The 17,738-nt window shown below is 66.5% G+C and carries 16 protein-coding genes; 14 read left to right on the plus strand and 2 right to left on the minus strand.

What is annotated here, in order from left to right; translation table 11 throughout:
* Nucleotides 1-104 precede the first annotated feature (104 nt).
* Both GPICK_RS04185 and GPICK_RS04190 read left to right on the plus strand, forming a co-directional pair.
* The gene (locus GPICK_RS04185; protein WP_039740752.1) at nt 105-779 is read left to right on the plus strand and encodes an outer membrane protein; all 675 of its coding nucleotides are present in this window, start codon (nt 105-107) and stop codon (nt 777-779) included.
* 233 nt (nt 780-1,012) lie between these two features.
* The gene (locus tag GPICK_RS04190) at nt 1,013-2,104 is read left to right on the plus strand and encodes a DUF2252 family protein (protein WP_039740753.1); all 1,092 of its coding nucleotides are present in this window, start codon (nt 1,013-1,015) and stop codon (nt 2,102-2,104) included.
* A 34-nt stretch (nt 2,105-2,138) separates the two neighbouring features.
* Here the strand turns inward: GPICK_RS04190 and rarD are convergent, their stop codons facing one another.
* Both rarD and GPICK_RS04200 read right to left on the minus strand, forming a co-directional pair.
* Nucleotides 2,139-3,104 carry an EamA family transporter RarD gene (gene rarD / locus GPICK_RS04195; RefSeq protein ID WP_236685644.1) on the minus strand — a complete coding sequence of 322 codons (966 nt, stop codon included), beginning with the start codon at nt 3,102-3,104 and terminating at the stop codon, nt 2,139-2,141.
* Nucleotides 3,101-3,403 (minus strand): DUF2917 domain-containing protein, encoded by a 303-nt coding sequence (locus GPICK_RS04200; RefSeq protein ID WP_039740755.1) that lies wholly within the window; start codon nt 3,401-3,403, stop codon nt 3,101-3,103. Before GPICK_RS04200 ends, rarD begins: the two co-directional genes overlap by 4 nt.
* A gap of 162 nt (nt 3,404-3,565) precedes the next feature.
* Here GPICK_RS04200 and GPICK_RS04205 point away from each other — a divergent pair, with 162 nt between their 5' ends.
* The 12 genes from GPICK_RS04205 (at nt 3,566) to adeC (ending at nt 17,669) form a co-directional block, all read left to right on the plus strand.
* Nucleotides 3,566-5,020, plus strand: coding sequence for an aminotransferase-like domain-containing protein (locus GPICK_RS04205; RefSeq protein WP_039740756.1), 1,455 nt, complete (start codon nt 3,566-3,568; stop codon nt 5,018-5,020).
* A 71-nt stretch (nt 5,021-5,091) separates the two neighbouring features.
* On the plus strand, nt 5,092-5,679 hold the full coding sequence (locus tag GPICK_RS04210; protein ID WP_039740757.1) for a TetR/AcrR family transcriptional regulator: 588 nt from the start codon (nt 5,092-5,094) through the stop codon (nt 5,677-5,679).
* A gap of 60 nt (nt 5,680-5,739) precedes the next feature.
* Nucleotides 5,740-6,747, plus strand: a complete 1,008-nt coding sequence (locus tag GPICK_RS04215; protein ID WP_039740758.1) for a YhdH/YhfP family quinone oxidoreductase — start codon at nt 5,740-5,742, stop codon at nt 6,745-6,747.
* A gap of 46 nt (nt 6,748-6,793) precedes the next feature.
* On the plus strand, nt 6,794-7,360 hold the full coding sequence (locus GPICK_RS04220) for a flavodoxin family protein (RefSeq protein ID WP_039740759.1): 567 nt from the start codon (nt 6,794-6,796) through the stop codon (nt 7,358-7,360).
* Nucleotides 7,361-7,452: 92 nt separating this feature from the next.
* Nucleotides 7,453-8,019 carry a flavin reductase family protein gene (locus GPICK_RS04225; RefSeq protein ID WP_039740761.1) on the plus strand — a complete coding sequence of 189 codons (567 nt, stop codon included), beginning with the start codon at nt 7,453-7,455 and terminating at the stop codon, nt 8,017-8,019.
* The gene (locus GPICK_RS04230) at nt 8,016-8,819 is read left to right on the plus strand and encodes a nitroreductase family protein (protein WP_039740762.1); all 804 of its coding nucleotides are present in this window, start codon (nt 8,016-8,018) and stop codon (nt 8,817-8,819) included. Before GPICK_RS04225 ends, GPICK_RS04230 begins: the two co-directional genes overlap by 4 nt.
* Before the next feature lie 2 nt (nt 8,820-8,821).
* Nucleotides 8,822-10,024 carry an MFS transporter gene (locus tag GPICK_RS04235; protein ID WP_039740763.1) on the plus strand — a complete coding sequence of 401 codons (1,203 nt, stop codon included), beginning with the start codon at nt 8,822-8,824 and terminating at the stop codon, nt 10,022-10,024.
* 10 nt (nt 10,025-10,034) lie between these two features.
* Nucleotides 10,035-10,859, plus strand: coding sequence for an epoxyqueuosine reductase (locus GPICK_RS04240; RefSeq protein WP_039740764.1), 825 nt, complete (start codon nt 10,035-10,037; stop codon nt 10,857-10,859).
* Between the two features lie 80 nt (nt 10,860-10,939).
* Nucleotides 10,940-11,515 carry a TetR/AcrR family transcriptional regulator gene (locus GPICK_RS04245; protein WP_039740765.1) on the plus strand — a complete coding sequence of 192 codons (576 nt, stop codon included), beginning with the start codon at nt 10,940-10,942 and terminating at the stop codon, nt 11,513-11,515.
* Between the two features lie 225 nt (nt 11,516-11,740).
* Nucleotides 11,741-12,949, plus strand: a complete 1,209-nt coding sequence (locus tag GPICK_RS04250) for an efflux RND transporter periplasmic adaptor subunit (RefSeq protein WP_039740766.1) — start codon at nt 11,741-11,743, stop codon at nt 12,947-12,949.
* A 144-nt stretch (nt 12,950-13,093) separates the two neighbouring features.
* On the plus strand, nt 13,094-16,255 hold the full coding sequence (locus tag GPICK_RS04255; protein ID WP_039740768.1) for an efflux RND transporter permease subunit: 3,162 nt from the start codon (nt 13,094-13,096) through the stop codon (nt 16,253-16,255).
* Between the two features lies 1 nt (nt 16,256).
* A complete protein-coding gene (gene adeC, locus GPICK_RS04260; protein WP_039740770.1) occupies nt 16,257-17,669 on the plus strand; it encodes an AdeC/AdeK/OprM family multidrug efflux complex outer membrane factor in 1,413 nt (470 codons plus the stop codon).
* The last annotated feature ends 69 nt before the right edge of the window (nt 17,670-17,738 follow it).

Below are 17,738 nucleotides of genomic sequence, written 5' to 3' on the forward strand. Positions count from 1 at the left end.
GTTTATCCGTTCAAATGCCGCGACGCGGTTTCCTTGCCGCCGATCCGAGGTACACTGAGTAGTAACGGGAAGGAGCCGCGTTCATTCATTCAAGGGGGATCACCATGAACAAGTTCATCATTGCCATCGCCGCTATAGCCCTCTGTGCCATCCCCGCCGTTTCCGGGGCGGCGCCGCCCCGGCCCGGGGCCTATGTCTCCGGCTTCCTCGGGGTGAGCGCCCCCCTGGACACCGACGTGACGAGCATCAACAACACGAGCGGGTCGGTCTTCAACGACCGGGTGGAGTTCGATCCGAGCATCAACGTGGGGGGGACCGGCGGGTACGACTTCGGCCTCATCCGCCTGGAGGGGGAGATTTCCTACAAGCATGCGGAGATCAAGTCGATCACCGACGACACCGGCTTCCGGTTTCGGGGGGTGGACGGGAACCTCGGGGCCCTGGCGGTGATGGGGAACGCCTTCTTCGATCTCCACAACGCGACGCCGGTCACCCCGTACTGGGGGGGAGGGATCGGCTTTGCCGTGCTGCACCTGAGCGATACCTACGGCAACGACGCGGTGGGACGGCTCCTCCTCTATCCCTCGGATGACGCCACCGTCTTTGCCTACCAGGCCGGCGGCGGCCTGGAGATCGCCATCAACCGGCAGTTTTCGCTGGATCTCGGCTACCGCTACTTCGGCACCGCCAAGGCGACCTTCGATTCGGACCCGCTGACGACGACCAAGCTGAAGTACGAGAGCCACAACGGGATGGTGGGGTTCCGGGTGAAGTTCTAGCTCTATGTTGTCACCTTGCGTCGACGCGTGGCGTCGGGAGGGGGCGGAGCTCTCACTCCGAACCGATCCAGCGTCACCAGCAGATCTTCGTGGCACGTGAACAGCGATTCCCGGAGCGTTCCCTCCGCTCATGCCGGTGGTGGTTTTTTGCGGGGATCGCTTCTCCGCGAGAGCTCCGCCCCCTCCGGGAGCCAGTGGTGGAACATCTGACAAAATAGAACTAGGAGGAGCGGATGACCATTGACGAAGCGACGAGGGATTACGAAGCGTGGGTGGCCGGTTTCACGCCGCTGGTGGCTGACGACGTGGCGCTGAAGCATCGGCGCATGGCGGAGGATCCGTTCCAGTTTCTGCGGGCCACCTTTTATCGGTGGGTGCAGCGCTGGCCCGAAGTCTGCCCCGACCTGGCCCGGGCGCTGGCGGTTCTGGCGGTGGCTGATCTCCACGTGGAGAACTTCGGCACTTGGCGCGACGCGGAGGGGCGCCTTGTCTGGGGGGTCAATGACTTCGACGAGGTCTGCCCGCTCTCTTACGCGGCGGATCTGGTGCGGCTTGCGGCGAGCGCCCTCCTGGCGGGGGAGGGGAAGGGGATCGACATCTCCCCCAAGGATGCCTGCCGGGCGATCCTCGACGGCTATGCCGCGGGGATGGCGGGGGGAGAGCCCTACGTCCTTGCCGAGCGCCACCAGTGGCTCCGGGAGACGGCCTTCGGCGAGCTGCGGGACCCGGTCCGGTTCTGGGAGAAGATGGACAATCTCCCGGCATGGCAGGGGACGGTGCCGCCGGAGGCGCGCCGGCTCCTGGAGAAGGCGCTCCCCACAGCCACCGCCGATGTCCGGATCAGCCACCGGGTGGCGGGGCTCGGAAGCCTGGGACGGCACCGCTTCGTTGCGGTCGGCACCTGGTCGGGGGGGAGGGTGGCCCGGGAGGTGAAGGTCCTCGTCCCGTCGGCCTGCGTCTGGGCGGCGGGGGGGGATGGCGCGGCGACCGTGCGCTATGACGAGATCCTGGCGGCGGCGCTCCGCGTTCCCGATCCGTTCGTCGCCCTGCACAGCCGCTGGCTGGTGCGGCGGCTGGCGCCGGACTGCTCCCGCATCGAGCTCGCCTCGCTGTCGCACAAGCGCGACGAAAAGCGGCTGCTGCGGGCCATGGGGTTCGAGACCGCCAACATCCACCTCGGGAGCCCGGCGGCGGTGAAAAAGGTGAGGGAAGATCTGGAGAAACGCCCCGAAGGATGGCTCCACGAAGCAGCGGAGGCGATGGCCGGGGCGGTGACGGCGGACTGGAAAGAGTGGCGCCGTGGCAACGACACGGCAAAGAAGTGAAAAAGCCCGCCATTGCGGGCTTTTTGCATGATGGCTATTCCGGCCGGGAGGCGGAGAAGAGGAGTTTTGCCGCGTCGATGGTGTAGAGGACGAGACCGGCCCAGATGCAGGCGAAACTCACCAGGTGGGCGCGGGTGAATGGCTCGCCGTAGGCGAAGACCGCCAGCAGGAAGTGGAGCGTCGGCACCAGGTACTGCATCAGCCCGACGGTGGCGAGGCGCAGCCGCTTGGTGGCCGCGGCGAACCAGATGAGCGGCGTGGAGGTGAGGACCCCGGCGCAGGCGAGGAGCACCGTGAGGCGCGTCGGGCCGGCGACGAAGGCGCTCGTCCCCTGGTGGGCGAGCCAGAGCAGGTAGGCGAGGGCGACGGGGAAGAGGAGCAGGGTCTCCACCGTGAGGCCGGAGAGGGAGTCCACCGGCGCCTGTTTGCGCAGCAGGCCGTAGAGGCCGAAGGAGAGGGCAAGCGCGAGGGATATCCAGGGGAGCTCGCCATGCTGGACGGTGAGGAAGGCGACCCCGGCGGCGGCCAGGAGAAAGCTCAGTTTCTGCTTCGCCCTGAGCCGCTCCCGCAGGAAGACCACCCCGAGAAGCGCCGACACCAGCGGGTTGATGAAGTAGCCGAGGCTCGACTGGAGCACCTTGCCGGCCCCGACGGCGTAGATGAAGACGAGCCAGTTGACGGCGATGAGGAGCGTGGTGGCGCAGAGGGTGAGCAGCGTCTTCGGCTGGGCGAAGACCGCCCGGACCCCTTCCCACCGGCGGGCGGCGGTCAGCATCAGGGCAAGGGTCATCACCGACCAGACGATGCGGTGGGCGAGCACCTCCAGCGGCGCCACCCCTGCCAGCGCCTTGAAGTAGATCGGGAAAAAACCCCACACCAGGTAGGCGGCGAGGGCGTAGGTCACCCCGAGGCGTGCCTCGCGGGCGGCGGTATCTGCGGCATGGGGCATGGTCGCTTCCTTGGGCGATGGGGCGGCAGTCGGCAGGGCGATCTCGCTCACCGGTCCGCTCCATGATACACGAGCCGGATGCCGGCTTCAATGCCGGCGGGGTCGTGGGCCGGCTCTCTCCGGCGGGCGGGGTGGGCTCCCCGGACGATGGTGACCAGGGCGTCGCGGTACCCCTCGATGACGGCGGCTCCGCCCTGGGTGAAGCCGAACATCTCCCCCGGTTTCAGAAACCGGTCCCGGTCGTCCCCCTCCTGGGTGAGCCAGACGATCCCCTCGCGGCAGCAGAGCACCAGCCCCCGCGGATCCCCTTCGATTCTGACGGTTTCGTTCTTCGGCAGACGGATTTCCATGGCCTTCTCCTTCCCGCACCCCTGAGAACCGGCATGCGAAAATTTCATGGTTGCAGTATGCCGGACGATCTGGAAGAATAACAGTTACATTACATATTTTTTGTTACCGTAACAGTTTGGGTTGGCTGGGAACTGTTGTGGTCGACGAAAGGGGTAACTGTTATGGCGCGAAACGCGGAGGCCGTGACGAAGGGGGGGCGGTCGACCCTCTACGAGCAGGTGGCGGGACGCATTGCCGGCCTCATCGAGCAGGGGGCCTTCACCCCGGGAAGCCGCATCCCGTCGGTGCGGGCCCTGGCCCGGCAGATGGAGGTGAGCGTCTCCACGGTCCTGGAGGCCTACGGCTACCTGGAGGACCAGGGGGTCATCGAGGCCCGCCCCCAGTCGGGGTACTACGTGAAGGCGCGGATCCCGTCCCCCCCCGACGCCCCCCGGATCTCGCGCCAGATGCTGAGCCCCACCACGGTGTCGAGCCGCGACATTTCCCTGATGGTGATGCGGGATTCGATCATCCTGAACCGGATTCCCCTCGGGGCGGCGATCCCCAACCCCGATCTCCTCCCCGGCGAGAAGCTGAGCCGGATGCTTTCTGCGGAGGCGCGCCGACACCGGGCCGAGAGCCTCAACTACGATTTTCCCCCCGGCTGCGCCCCGCTGCGGACCCAGATCGCCCGGCGGATGCTCTCCGCCGGCTGCACCCTCAATCCGGGAGAGATCGTCACCACCGCCGGCTGCGTGGAGGCGGTGAACCTGGCGCTGCGGGCCATCTGCCGTCCCGGCGACATCGTGGCGGTGGAAACTCCCTGTTACTACAACTTCCTCCAGGCCATCGAGGCGATGGGGCTGCGTGCCCTGGAGATCCCGAGCCATCCGGTCCACGGCATGAGCCTCGACGCCCTGCGCTATGCCATCGAGCACCATCCGGTCCGGGCCTGCCTCGCGGTCACCAATTTCAGCAACCCACTGGGATGTCTCATGCCCGACGACCACAAGCGGGAACTGGTGGAGATCCTCGCCGCCCGCACCATCCCCCTCATCGAGGACGACATCGCCGGCGACCTGAGCTTTTCCCAGCACCGCCCCTCCGTGGCGAAGAACTACGACCGCAAAGGGCTGGTGCTCCTCTGTTCCTCCTTCTCCAAGACGCTGGCGCCGGGGTACCGGGTGGGGTGGATCGCGCCGGGGCGGTTCCAGGAGGAGGTGGAGCGGCAGAAGGTGCTGGCGAATATCTCCACCCCCATGCCGACCCAGCTCGCCATTGCCGAGTTCCTGGCCAACGGTGGCTACGACCACCACCTGCGCACCGTCCGGCGGGTCTATGCCCGGCAGATATCCCTCATGGCCGATGCCGTGGGGCGCTTCTTCCCCGCCGGAACCCGGGTCTCCAGCCCGGCGGGGGGGTACGTCCTCTGGCTCGAATGCCCCGAGAGCGTGGACGTGATGAAGCTCTACGAGCTGGCCATCGACGCGGGGATCACCATCTGTCCGGGACCGATCTTCTCCGCCCGGAAAAAGTACGGTAACTGCATCCGGCTGAACGCCGCCTTCTGGTCGCCCCGGGTGGAGCAGGCGGTGGAGACCCTGGGCGGGTTCGCGGCGGAGATGTGCCGCCCCTGAACAGAAGCCGTATACCGCCGCCGTAAAATTCCCCCTTGACTTTATAGACGACCAGTCTAATAATTCCTCTCATGGACAAGAACGAAACACGCGCCACCATCATCCGCATCGGCACCGACCTCATCTCGCGCCAGGGATTCAACGCCACCGGCATCGACGCGGTGCTGAAGGAGGCGGGGGTCCCGAAGGGCTCCTTCTACTACTATTTCAGGAGCAAGGAGGAGTTCGGCCTGGCGGTGATCGACCACTTTGCCGAGCGCTATGACCAGCGGCTCGACACCTTCCTGAACGACGACGAGGTGAAACCGCTGAACCGCATCCGCAACCTGCTGGACGGCGGGCTGACGCGGATGGAGCAGAACCAGTGCAGCAAGGGGTGTCTCATCGGCAACCTGGGGCAGGAGCTGGCCGACCAGAACGAGCGCTTCCGGGCGCGGCTGGAGGAGATCTTCGGCTCGTGGAAGGAGCGCTACGCCGTCTGCCTGCGGGAGGCCCAGAAGGCGGGGGAACTGGCGCCAGAGCTCGATGCCGGGGTGGTGGCGGGCTTCATCCTCTCGGGACTGGAGGGGGCGATCCTGCGGGCCAAGGTGATGAAGTCGCCCCAGCCACTGCGGGATTTCATCGAAACCCTCTTTGCGACGGTGCTCCAGAAGCGGTAAAAATTTTTTTGGCCGGTGACTAGACGACCGGTCTAATTCGTGAACAGGGGAGGGGATTGTATGGAAACGGCATCGACATTCAAGGCGCTGGTGGTGGAGAAGACCCCCGAGAAGGAGTTCGTGCGGGAGATCCGGGAGCGGAGCATCGACGACCTGCCCGCCGGCGACCTGGTGGTGCGGGTCCACTACTCCTCCCTCAACTACAAGGATGCCCTCTCGGCCACGGGACACCCCGGGGTGACGCGGCAGTTCCCCCACACCCCCGGCATCGACGCGGCGGGGGAGGTGGTCTCCTGCGAGAGTGGCGCCTTCGCCCCGGGCGACAAGGTTATCGTCACCGGCTACGACCTGGGGATGGAGACCGACGGCGGCTGGGGGCAGTATATCCGCATCCCGGCGGAGTGGGCGGTGCGGCTTCCGGAGGGGCTCTCCCTGCGGGAGGGGATGGCGCTCGGCACCGCCGGCTTCACGGCGGCCCTGTCGGTGCTGAAGCTGGAGCGGGCCGGAGTGGCCCCCGATGCCGGCGAGATCCTCGTCACCGGCGCCACCGGCGGGGTGGGGAGCATCGCCGTCGCCATCCTCGCCGCCGCCGGGTACACGGTTGTAGCCTCCACTGGGAAGGAGGCCGACGAGGAGTATCTCCGGGATCTCGGCGCCGCCCGGGTCGTCAGCCGCGACGAGGTGACCGCCGGGGCCGAGAAGGCGCTCCTGGCCGAGCGGTGGGCCGGCGCGGTGGATGTGGTCGGCGGCCAGACCCTGGCGGCGGTTCTGAAAAGCACGAAGTACGGCGGCACGGTCACCTGCTGCGGGCTCGTGGGCTCGCCGGAGCTGCCGGTGAACGTCTATCCGTTCATCCTGCGGGGGGTAAGCCTGCTGGGGATCGATTCGGTACAGTGCCCGCGCGACATCCGGGAAGCGGTCTGGCAGCGGCTGGCTGCGGGGTGGAAGCCGGACCGCCTCGACGAGATGGTGACCGAGTGCACCCTGCCGGGGCTCGAAGTCATGATCCAGACCATCCTCCACGGGGGGATCACGGGACGGGTCGTGGTCAACCTGCGGGAGAGCTGAGACGTTCACCTCCCTGCACCATCAAAGATACCGAAGGAGGAAGATGATGAAGATTGTCACCCTGTTGGGGAGTCCGCGCCTGAAGAACAGCGCCACCATAGCGAACCGTTTCACCGAGACCGCCGCAGCGCTCGGCGCCGAGACCCGCACCTTCGAGCTGAACCGGCTCACTTACCGCGGCTGCCAGGGATGCTATGCCTGCAAGAAGGGAGATGAGCAGTGCGTGCTGACGGATGACCTGACGGAAGTCCTGGCCGCGGTGCAGGAGGCGGACGCGGTGGTGCTCGCCTCGCCGGTCTACTACGGCGACGTCACCGCCCAGCTCAAGGGATTCATCGACCGCTGCTACTCGTACCTGAAGCCCGATTACCTCACCAACCCGCAGCCGAGCCGGCTTTCACCCAAGAAGCTCGTCTTCGTGCAGACCCAGGGCAACCCGGACGAGTCGCTCTTTGCCGACATCTTCCCCCGCTACGACGGCTTCCTGAAATGGATGGGGTTCACCGATTCCCGCCTGATCCGCGCCTGCGGCGTCGGACCGGTGACCGTCGATGCGGTCCCCGAACAGGTCCTGAAACAGGCCGAGGACGCGGCCCGGGCCATCGTGGGGTGAATTCCCCCGTGGGGGGAACGAGATGACTGCCGCGCCGCTGGCCGGATTCGCACCGGGTTTGGCGCGGCCAATTCAGATTGAGGAGAAATGCCATGAAGCAATCCATGGGGGCCAAGACCCTGCTCTTCCCGACCCCGGTCCTGCTGGTGGGAACCTATGACCGCGAGGGGAAACCGAACCTGATGAACGCCGCCTGGGGGGGCATCTGCTGCTCCCAGCCGCCCTGCATCGCCGTCTCCCTGCGCAAGGCGACCTACTCCTACGCTGCCATCGTGGAGCGGGGGGCCTTCACGGTCGGGATCCCGTCGGAAGCCCTGATGGCGGAGGCCGATTACGTCGGCATCGCCTCGGGGCGCGACGGCAACAAGTTTGAGGTCACCGGACTCACCCCGGTGAGGAGCGAGCTGGTGGACGCCCCCTACGCGGCGGAGTTCCCCTTCGTTCTGGAGTGCCGCCTGCTCCATACCCTGGAGATCGGGCTCCACACCCAGTTCGTCGGCGAGATCGTCGACACGAAGGCCGATGCCGGCGTCCTCGCCGCCGACGGTCTTCCCGACATCCTGAAAATCAGGCCGCTGGTCTTCGATACCGCCCACCGCGGCTACCACGGCGTCGGGCCGCTCCTGGGCCAGGCCTTCTCGGTGGGGAAAAAGCCATGAATCTCGTCAGCATCGACCGCGACGCCTGCCGCCGCGACGGTATCTGCAGTACGGTCTGTCCCGTCGACCTGTTCGTGACAGGCCCCGACGGAATCCCCGTCTTCCGCGCGGCGGGGAACAAGCGCTGCATGGAGTGCGGGCACTGCGTCGCCGCCTGTCCCCATGACGCCATTGACCATCTCACCATCCCCCGGGCCGATTCCCCGGTGGTCGACGCCGGCCTGGCGCTCCCTGCCGCGGCGGCGGTCCAGCTCCTCAGGAGCCGGCGCTCCGTCCGGCAGTTCCGGAGCGAGCCGGTTCCCCACGAGCTGATGGCGAAGTTCGTCGACACCGCCCGCTGGGCGCCGACGGCCCGCAACCGGCAGGAGGTCCACTGGCTGGTGCTCCGGGATCCGGCCGCGGTGCGGCAGCTGGCCGGCCTCACCGTGGAGTGGCTCCGGCAGGATACGGGACTCGGCAGCCAGTACGCCGGTTTCGTCAGCGCCTGGGAGGAGGGGGAGGACCGGGTGCTGCGCGGCGCCCCGCACCTGGTGGTGGCCCACGGCCCTGCCGACGGGCACGGGAGCACCGTTGACTGCACCATCGCCCTGAACTACTTCGAGCTGGCTGCGGTGGCCCACGGGGTCGGCACCTGCTGGGCGGGGTTCCTGACGCGGGCGGCGGCCGACTACGCCCCGCTCCAGGAGGTCCTGGCGCTCCCCGAGGGGCACCGGGCCTTCGGCGCCCTCATGTTCGGCTATCCGAAGTACTGCTACCACCGCATCCCGCAGCGCCGGGAAGCGCGGGTGGAGTGGCGCTGACCATGACCGATTCCCCCGGCGCCGGCAGGCGCGATGCCGGCAAACTCCTGCTGCTCGCCTGCGTCATCAGCTTTGTCTGCTTCTTCGGCTCCTACATGCGGATCCCGATCGTCCCCCTCTTCGCCACGGCGCTGGGGGCCGATTCGGTGCAGGTGGGGCTCATCAACAGCGCCTTCATGCTGATGGCCGGCGCGCTCTCCATCCCGTCGGGGCTCATCTCCGACCGCCTGGGGCGGCGGCTGCCGCTGCTGGGGGGGCTGCTCCTCCTGGCGGGGTCATCCTTTCTCCTCTACTGGAGCCGCACCCCGCTACAGATGGCGGGGATCTATCTCCTCTTCGGCATCGGGCTGTCGGCCTTCTCGCCGACCCTCATGTCGTACGTGGCCGACGTCACCCCGCCGGAGGTGTTGGGACAGGCCTACGGCTGGTACACCATGGCGGTGTATGGCGGCATGACCGTCGGCCCGGCCGCCGGCGGCTTCCTCGGGACGGCGCTGGGGCTCCGGCCGGTCTTCCTCGTGTCGGGAGGGCTGATCCTGGCCATGTTCCTCGTGGCCTTCGTCTTTCTCCCCATGCCGCCTCCCCACGCCGCCGGCGCCCCCCACCGCCCCGCCATCCTGCCGACGCTGAAGGGGCTCATGGGGAACCGCCCGCTCCTCGCCTGTCTCGTCGCCACGCTCGGCACCTGCTTCGGCTTCGGGATGTTCGTCACCTTCATGCCGCTCTACATCCGGAGCCAGGGGATGCACTCGGGGCACGTCGGGTTCGTCTTCGCGGCCCAGTCCCTGGCCAACGCCCTTTCGCGCCTCCCCTCGGGGAAGCTGAGCGACCGGGTTGCCGACCGCAGCCGCCTTGTGACGGCCGGGCTTGCCGTCTTCGCCCTGGCGCTCGCCTCCTTCGGCCTCTGCCGCTCCGTGGTGCCGCTCATGGGGGGAGCGGCGGCGATGGGGATGAGCATGGGGATCGCCTTCACCGCCGTCTGTGCGCTGATCGCCGACGTGGTGCCGCGGAATCTGCGGGGGCTCGCCATGGGGTGTTACAATACCTGCGTCTATATCGGGATGATGCTCTGCGCCGCCGGCATGGGAGCGGTCATCCGGCAGGCCGGCTACCAGACCGGCTTTTTCCTGAGCGGTGCGGTGGGCGCGGCAACGCTTCTTCTCTTCGTCGCCCTCTACCGGCGTCCGACGTCGGCAGCGGGGTAAGGAGGTCACCATGGTCGGGATGATTTCGGCAGAGATCAGGCGCTTCGTGGGGGAGTCCCTCGACAACCGGTTTCCCGACAGCGGCGAACCGTACTTCGACGAGCCCCTCGTGGGGTTTGCCGCGGCGGACGACCCACTCTTCGCGGAGTATAAGCGGATCATCGGCGATTTCCATCGGGCTCCGGGGGAGATCCTGGACGGCGCGGCCACGGTGATCTGCTGGGTCCTCCCCGTGACCCGCGCCACCCGCGAGAGCAACCGGAAGGAGAGCCTGTGGCCCTCACGGCAGTGGGCCCTTACCCGCAACAACGGCGAGGGTTTCAACAGCGCCCTCCGCCGCCACCTGGCCGCCTGGCTCCAGGAGCGCGGCCACCGGGCCGTGGCGCCGCAACTGGCCGAGGGGTGGCGGCAGCTGGACGCCCCCGCCGTCGGGGTCGCCTCCACCTGGTCCGAGCGTCACGCCGCCTATGCCGCCGGGCTCGGGACCTTCAGCCTGAACGACGCCCTCATCACCCCGCGGGGAATCGCCCATCGCCTCGGGAGCGTCATTACCGATCTCCCCTTGCCACCGACGCCGCGCACCTCCCCCGACCATCGGCACAACTGCCTCTGGTACCGCGAGGGGAGCTGCGGGGCCTGTATCGGCCGCTGCCCCGCCGGCGCCCTCTCGCGGCAGGGACACGACAAGGCGAGGTGCCGCGACTACGTCTACGGCGCGGTCCCTGCCGCGGTGGGGGAGCGCTACGGCGTCGCCCAGACCGGCTGCGGCCTCTGCCAGACCCGGGTTCCGTGCGAGACGCAGGTGCCGGCGGGAAGAGGGCGCGCAACCCCTTAACGAAAATTAACTGGACGGGTCGTGGGGAAATCGATAACATCGGAATGAACATTCATTCCGATGTTGGTCAGAGGTGACCCATGGCGAAGCAAGACAAGCGTGACGAGATCGTCCGCGCCGCCCTCGAGCTCATTGCCGAGCACGGCTTCCACGGGGCCCCCATGGCGTTGATCGCCGAGCGGGCCGGAGTGGGGGCCGGAACGATTTATCGCTACTTCGAGAACAAAGACGTCCTCATCAGCGAGCTCTACCGGGAGCTGGAAGAGCGGATCTTCCCCCTCCTCATGGTTGGCTACGCGCCGGAAAAGCCGATCCGGGAGCGGTTCCTTCATCTCGGGACCGGGCTGCTGCGCTACTTCATCGAGAATCCCCTCGATTTTCGCTATCTCGAACAGTTCCACAACTCCCCGTACGGCGTGGCGCACCGCCGGGACAAGCTCCTGGGGGAAAATGGGGGGCGTGACGTGTTCCGCGAGCTTTTCGAGGAGGGGGTCGCCCAGCAGGTGATGAAGGAGTTGCCCCTGGTCATCCTCTTCGCCCTTGCCTTCGGGCCGCTCCTCTCCGTGGCGCGGGACCATGTCCTCGGCTTCGTCGTGCTGGATGACCCCCTCCTTGCCCGGACCATCGAGGCGTGCTGGGACGGGGTCCGAAGGTAGGGTGGCTGTCCGCCGTGGAGTGTATCGCCCGTCTGTCGCGAATGAACGTTCATTCTGATAGTTGGGGCGGCACAGGGAGGGGAGACCCTCCGGGGTGACGCTGATGACTATTTTTATCGGATTCACCATGGCGGTCTGGGCCCTGACGGCCCTGGTCGCCTTTGTGAGGAAAGACAAGTAACCGGTCGCTTCGACCGGCAATTTCTGCAGATGATAGAGGTGTCTATGGAAACCACGTATAAAGCCAGGCTGGTCGCCGTTGCGGGCGTTCTGGCGACAGCCATGATGATGACCGGATGCGGGAACAAGACCGCCGCAGGGCCGCCGCAGGCGGGTCCCCCCGAGGTGGGGGTGGTGGAGATCGCCCCCCAGCGCGTGGCGCTGACCACGGAACTGCCGGGGCGGACGTCACCCCATCTCATTGCCGAGGTGCGGCCGCAGGTCGGTGGCATTGTCCAGAAGCGCCTCTTCACCGAAGGGGCTGATGTGAAGGCGGGGCAGGTGCTGTACCAGATCGACCCCGCAACCTACCAGGCGGCCTATGCCAGCGCCAAGGCGGCCGAGGCGCGGGCCGAAGCCAATCTCATCCCCGCCCGGCTGAAGGCGGAGCGTTTCCGCGAACTGGTGAAGATCAAGGCGGTGAGCCAGCAGGACTTTGACGACGCCAGCGCCGCCCTCAAGCAGGCCGAGGCTGACGTGGCGTCCACCAAGGCGGCGGTGGAGACCGCCCGCATCAATCTGGCATACACGAAGGTAACCGCCCCCATCTCCGGGCGGATCGGCCGTTCGACCGTGACCGACGGGGCTCTGGTGACGGCCAGCCAGGCGGCTCCCCTCGCCACCATCCAGCAGCTCAGCTCCATGTACGTAGATGTCACCCAGTCCAGCGCCGAACTGCTGAAGCTGAAGCAGAATCTGGCCAGTGGCCTGATGAAACACGACGGGGCCGGCCAGGCCCGGGTCAAGCTCCTGCTGGAGGACGGCAGTTCCTATCCGCTGCCGGGCACCCTGAAGTTCTCCGAAGTCACCGTGGACCAAAGCACCGGCTCCATCACCCTGCGGGCGGTCTTCCCGAACCCGAAGCAGACCCTCCTCCCGGGCATGTTCGTCCGTGCCATCGTTGAGGATGGCGTCAGCGAGCAGGCAATTCTGGTCCCTCAGCGGGGCGTCACCCGCAATCCGAAGGGCGAAGCCACGGCCCTGGTGGTGGGGGGGGGGAACAAGGTGGAGTCCCGGGTGATCAAGGTCGTCCGGACCGTTGGGGACAGCTGGCTGGTAAGCGACGGGCTCAAGGCGGGCGACCGGGTCATCCTCGAAGGAATTCAGAGGGCAAAGCCGGGTACGACCGTGAAGGCCGTGCCGTTCGGTGTCAAGGCGGAGGCGGCTCCCGCCGTTGTGGCGCAGCCGGCTGCGGCAGCTGCCAAGCAAAAGTAAGGTGAGTGCCTTCTCCCCGGGGGAGAAGGTGGCCGCAGGCCGGATGAGGGGAACAGTGCATCGGCAGTACCAGCGTTCCCCCCTCACCCGTACCCTCTCCTTCAGGGAGAGGGGAGCCGTTAATCGACAACAAGGAGCTCCTCCATGTCCCGCTTTTTCATAAACCGACCCATCTTTGCCTGGGTAATCGCCATCATGGTCATGCTGGCCGGCCTCCTGGCGATCAAGACCTTGCCGGTCTCCCAGTATCCTCCCATCGCGCCGCCCCAGATCACCATCAACGCCATGTATCCCGGCGCCTCTGCCCAGACCGTGCAGGATACGGTCACCCAGGTGGTCGAGCAGAAGCTGAACGGGATAGACAACCTGATCTACATGTCCTCCACCAGCGACTCGGCCGGGGCTGTGGCCATCAACCTGACGTTCAAGGCCGGCACCGACCCGAACATCGCCCAGGTGCAGGTGCAGAACAAGCTGCAGCTCGCCACGCCGCTCCTTCCCCAGATCGTGCAGAAGCAGGGGATTCAGGTGGTCAAGTCCACCAAGAACTTCCTCCTGATCATCGGGCTCGTGTCGGAAGACGGCTCCATGGACCGCCCGGCCCTGACCGACTATATGGTTGCCAACGTCCAGGACGTCATCAGCAGAACCGAAGGGGTCGGCGAGGTGACGGTCTTCGGCTCCCAGAACGCCATGCGGATCTGGCTGAACCCGGCCAGGCTGAACAACTACCACCTCACCACCAATGACGTCATCGCGGCGGTGCAGGCCCAGAACGCCCAGGTCTCGGCCGGTCAGTTCGGCGGAAACCCGGCGCCTCCGGGACAGCAGTTGAACGCCACCATCACGGCCCGCACCCTCCTCCAGACCCCGGAACAGTTCAACGCCATCATCCTGAAGACCAACCCTGACGGTTCCACGGTCAGGCTGAAGGATGTGGCCGAGTGTAAGATCGGCACCGAGAATTACGATGTCGAAGCACGGTACAAGGGAAAGCCGATGGGGGGGATGGCGCTGCGGCTGGCCGCCGGCGCCAACGCCCTGGACACCGCCAACCGGGTCAAGACGAAGATGGCGGAGCTGTCGAAATACTTCCCCGCCGGCATGGAGGTGGTCTATCCCTATGACACCACCCCCTTCGTCAAGATTTCCATAGAAGAGGTGGTCCAGACCCTGATCGAGGCGGTCTTCCTCGTCTTCATCATCATGTTCCTCTTCCTGCAGAACATCCGGGCGACCCTGATCCCGACCATCGCCGTCCCGGTCGTTCTGCTCGGCACCATGGGGGTGCTGTCGGCCGCCGGCTTTTCCATCAACACCCTGACCATGTTCGCCCTGGTCATCGTCATCGGCCTCCTGGTGGACGATGCCATCGTGGTGGTCGAGAACGTGGAACGGATCATGTCCGAGGAGGGGCTCTCCCCCCACGACGCCACCGTCAAGTCCATGGGGCAGATCACCAGCGCCCTCTGGGGTATCGCCACCGTCCTCTCGGCGGTCTTCCTCCCCATGGCGTTCTTCGGCGGCTCCACCGGCGTCATCTACCGGCAGTTCTCCATCACCATCATCTCGGCCATGATCCTGTCGGTGCTGACGGCTCAGATCCTGACGCCGGCCCTCTGTTCGACCCTGCTCAAGCCGGTCGAAAAGGGGCATGAGGCGTGCGAGCGCGGCTGGTTCTGCGGCTTCTTCCGCTGGTTCAACAAATGCTTCGACTTCTGTCGGGGGAAATACGAAGGGATCGTCGGCCGTTCGTTCGGCAAGCCGGTGCGCTACCTGGTGGTGTACGGAGCCATTGTGGCGGCCATGGCGTTCTTCTTCATGCACCTCCCGACCGCATTCCTCCCCGACGAGGACCAGGGGTTCATCATCTGCCAGGTCCAGCTCCCTGCCGGGGCTACCCAGGAGCGGACCCTCAAGGTGATCGAGCAGCTTGAGCATCATTTCCTGGAAAAGGAGAAGAAGTCGGTGGAGACGATCATCACCGTCGCCGGCTTCAGCTTCGCCGGCCGGGGCCAGAACATGGGGCTCGCCTTTGTCAGGCTCAAGGACTGGAAGCTGCGCCCCACCCCTGACCTGAAGGCGCCGGCCGTTGCCGGTCGGGCCATGAAGGCCTTCTCGCAGATTCGTGACGGTCTCGCCTTTGCCTTTTCACCACCGGCGGTGGTGGAGCTGGGGCAGGCCAACGGCTTCGACTTCCAGCTGCAGGACCGTGCCGGCCTTGGCCACGAGAAACTGATGGAGGCCCGCAACCAGCTCCTCGGCATGGCCATGAAGAACCCGAAGCTGATCGCGGTGCGTCCCAACGGGCAGGACGATTCGCCCCAGTTCAAGCTCGACATCGACGACGTGCGGGCCGGCGCTCTGGGGGTCTCCCTGGCCGATGTCAACAACGTGCTGGCCACTGCCTGGGGAAGTTCCTACGTCAACGACTTCATCGAGAACGGCCGGGTCAAGAAGGTCTATCTCCAGGCTGACCCCAAGTCCCGGATGCTGCCGGAGGACATCAACAGCTGGTACGTGAGCAACAAGAGCGGCGAGATGGTTCCCTTCTCGGCGTTTGCCACCGCCCGCTGGCAGTACGGCTCTCCCCGTCTCGAACGTTACAACGGTATTCCGTCGGTGGAGGTCATGGGTCAGGCGGCCCCTGGCATCAGCACCGGCGAGGCGATGGCGGAGATGGAGAAAATGGCGGCCCAACTGCCGCCGGGGGTCGGTTACGAGTGGACCGGACTCTCCTATGAGGAAAAGCAGGCGGGCAAGCAGGCGCCGGCCCTCTACGCCATCTCGCTCCTGGTAGTGTTCCTCAGCGTGGCGGCCCTCTACGAGAGCTGGACCATCCCCTTCGTCAACCTCCTGATGCTCCCGCTGGGGCTCGTGGGGGCGGTGACGGCGGTCAAGCTGCGGATGCTCCCCAACGACGTCTATCTCCAGATAGGGCTCCTCACCACCGTGGGCCTGTCGACAAAGAACGCCATCCTGATCATCCAGTTCATCAAGGAGCAGATGCACCAGGGGCATGAGCTGGTGGAGGCGACCCTGGCGGCGGTGAAGATCCGGCTCCGTCCGGTCATCATGACCTCCCTCGCCTTCTTCTTCGGCACCCTGCCGCTGGCCCTCACCAAGGGGGCCGGCGCCGCGGCCCAGAACGCCATCGGCACCGCCGTCACCGGCGGATTGCTCTCGGCAACGTTCATCGACCTGATCTTCATCCCGTTCTTCTTCGTCCTGGTATCCCGCATCTTTGCGAAGAAGAAGTCTCCCGCACCGGTTGCCGCTGCCGCCGGCACCCCGGAGGTGAACTGATATGAGACGCATTACCGTTCCACTGCTGGCGCTGACGCTCTTCCTTGCCGGCTGCAGCACCATGGCGCCACAATACAGCCGGCCCGCCTCTCCCGTTCCGGCCGCCTGGCCCGCCGGCCCGGCCTACAAGGAGGGGGCGGCCAAGACCGACAAGGCGGTGGCCGACATCCCCTGGCAGGAGTTCTTCGTCGACCCGCAGCTGCGCAAGCTGATCGCCCTGGCGTTGGAGAACAACCGCGACCTGCGCGTGGCGGCCCTCAACATCGAGCGCTCCCAGGCCCAGTACCAGATCCGGCGCGCCGATCTTCTCCCCCACCTGGACGCCACCGCCGACGCCGCGTTCAAGCGGACCCCCGAGGGGCTTTCGGCAACGGGCCACGCCCAGACCACCGAGCAGTACAGCGTCGGTCTCGGGGTCAGCTCCTACGAGCTGGATCTCTTCGGCCGGGTGCGGAGCCTCAAGGACCAGGCCCTGGAGCAGTTCCTGGCCACCGAGCAGGCCCGGCGCGGCGTCCAGATCAGCCTCGTTTCGGAGGTTGCCGTCAACTACCTCACCCTGGCCGCCGACCGCGAGCGGCTGAAGCTCGCCAAGGAAACCCTGACGAGCCAGCAGGAGTCCTACCGGCTCACCAGGAGCCGTTTCGAGGCCGGCGTTTCGTCCGCCCTCGCCCTCAGCCAGGCCCAGACCAGCGTCGATGCGGCGCGGGTCGACATCGCCCGGTTCACCACCATCGTGGCCCAGGACGAAAACGCCCTGAGCCTGGTGGTCGGCTCGCCGGTGCCGGCGGAGCTCCTTCCCGCGGCCCTCTCCGAGACCCTCACCGCCCTGAAGGATGTGGCGCCGGGCCTCCCGTCCGACGTCCTGCTGCGCCGTCCCGACATCCTCCAGGCCGAGAATTTCCTGAAGGGGGCCAACGCCAACATCGGCGCGGCCCGGGCGGCGTTCTTCCCACGGATCACCCTGGTTTCCAGTGTCGGCTTCGGCAGCGACGACCTGGCCGGACTCTTCAAGGGGGGAGCCTTCGCCTGGAGCTTCGCGCCGCACATCTCCCTGCCGATCTTCACCGCCGGAGCCAACCAAGCCAACCTGACGGTGGCTGAAGTGGACCGCGACATCGCCGTGGCCCAGTACGAGAAGGCGATCCAGACCGCCTTCCGGGAGGTGGCCGATGCCCTCGCCCAGCGGGGGACCATCGACGACCAGGTGGCGGCCCAGCAGTCCCTCACCGACGCCACCGGGGAGAGCTACCGCCTCTCCCAGGCCCGCTACGAAAAAGGGGTCGACAACTACCTGCAGGTACTGGATTCCCAGCGCTCCCTCTACGGCTCCCAGCAGAACCTGATCTCCGTGCGCCTCTCCCGGCTCGCCAACCTGGTGACGCTGTACAAGGTGCTCGGCGGGGGGAGTCAGTAACCTTCTTGTACAATCCCGTTTCAAAGCAAAAGCCCGTCAGAGGATTCTGGCGGGCTTTTGTGCGTTCGA

The sequence above is a fragment of the Geobacter pickeringii genome, from assembly GCF_000817955.1.
In the GTDB taxonomy this organism is placed as follows: domain Bacteria; phylum Desulfobacterota; class Desulfuromonadia; order Geobacterales; family Geobacteraceae; genus Geobacter; species Geobacter pickeringii.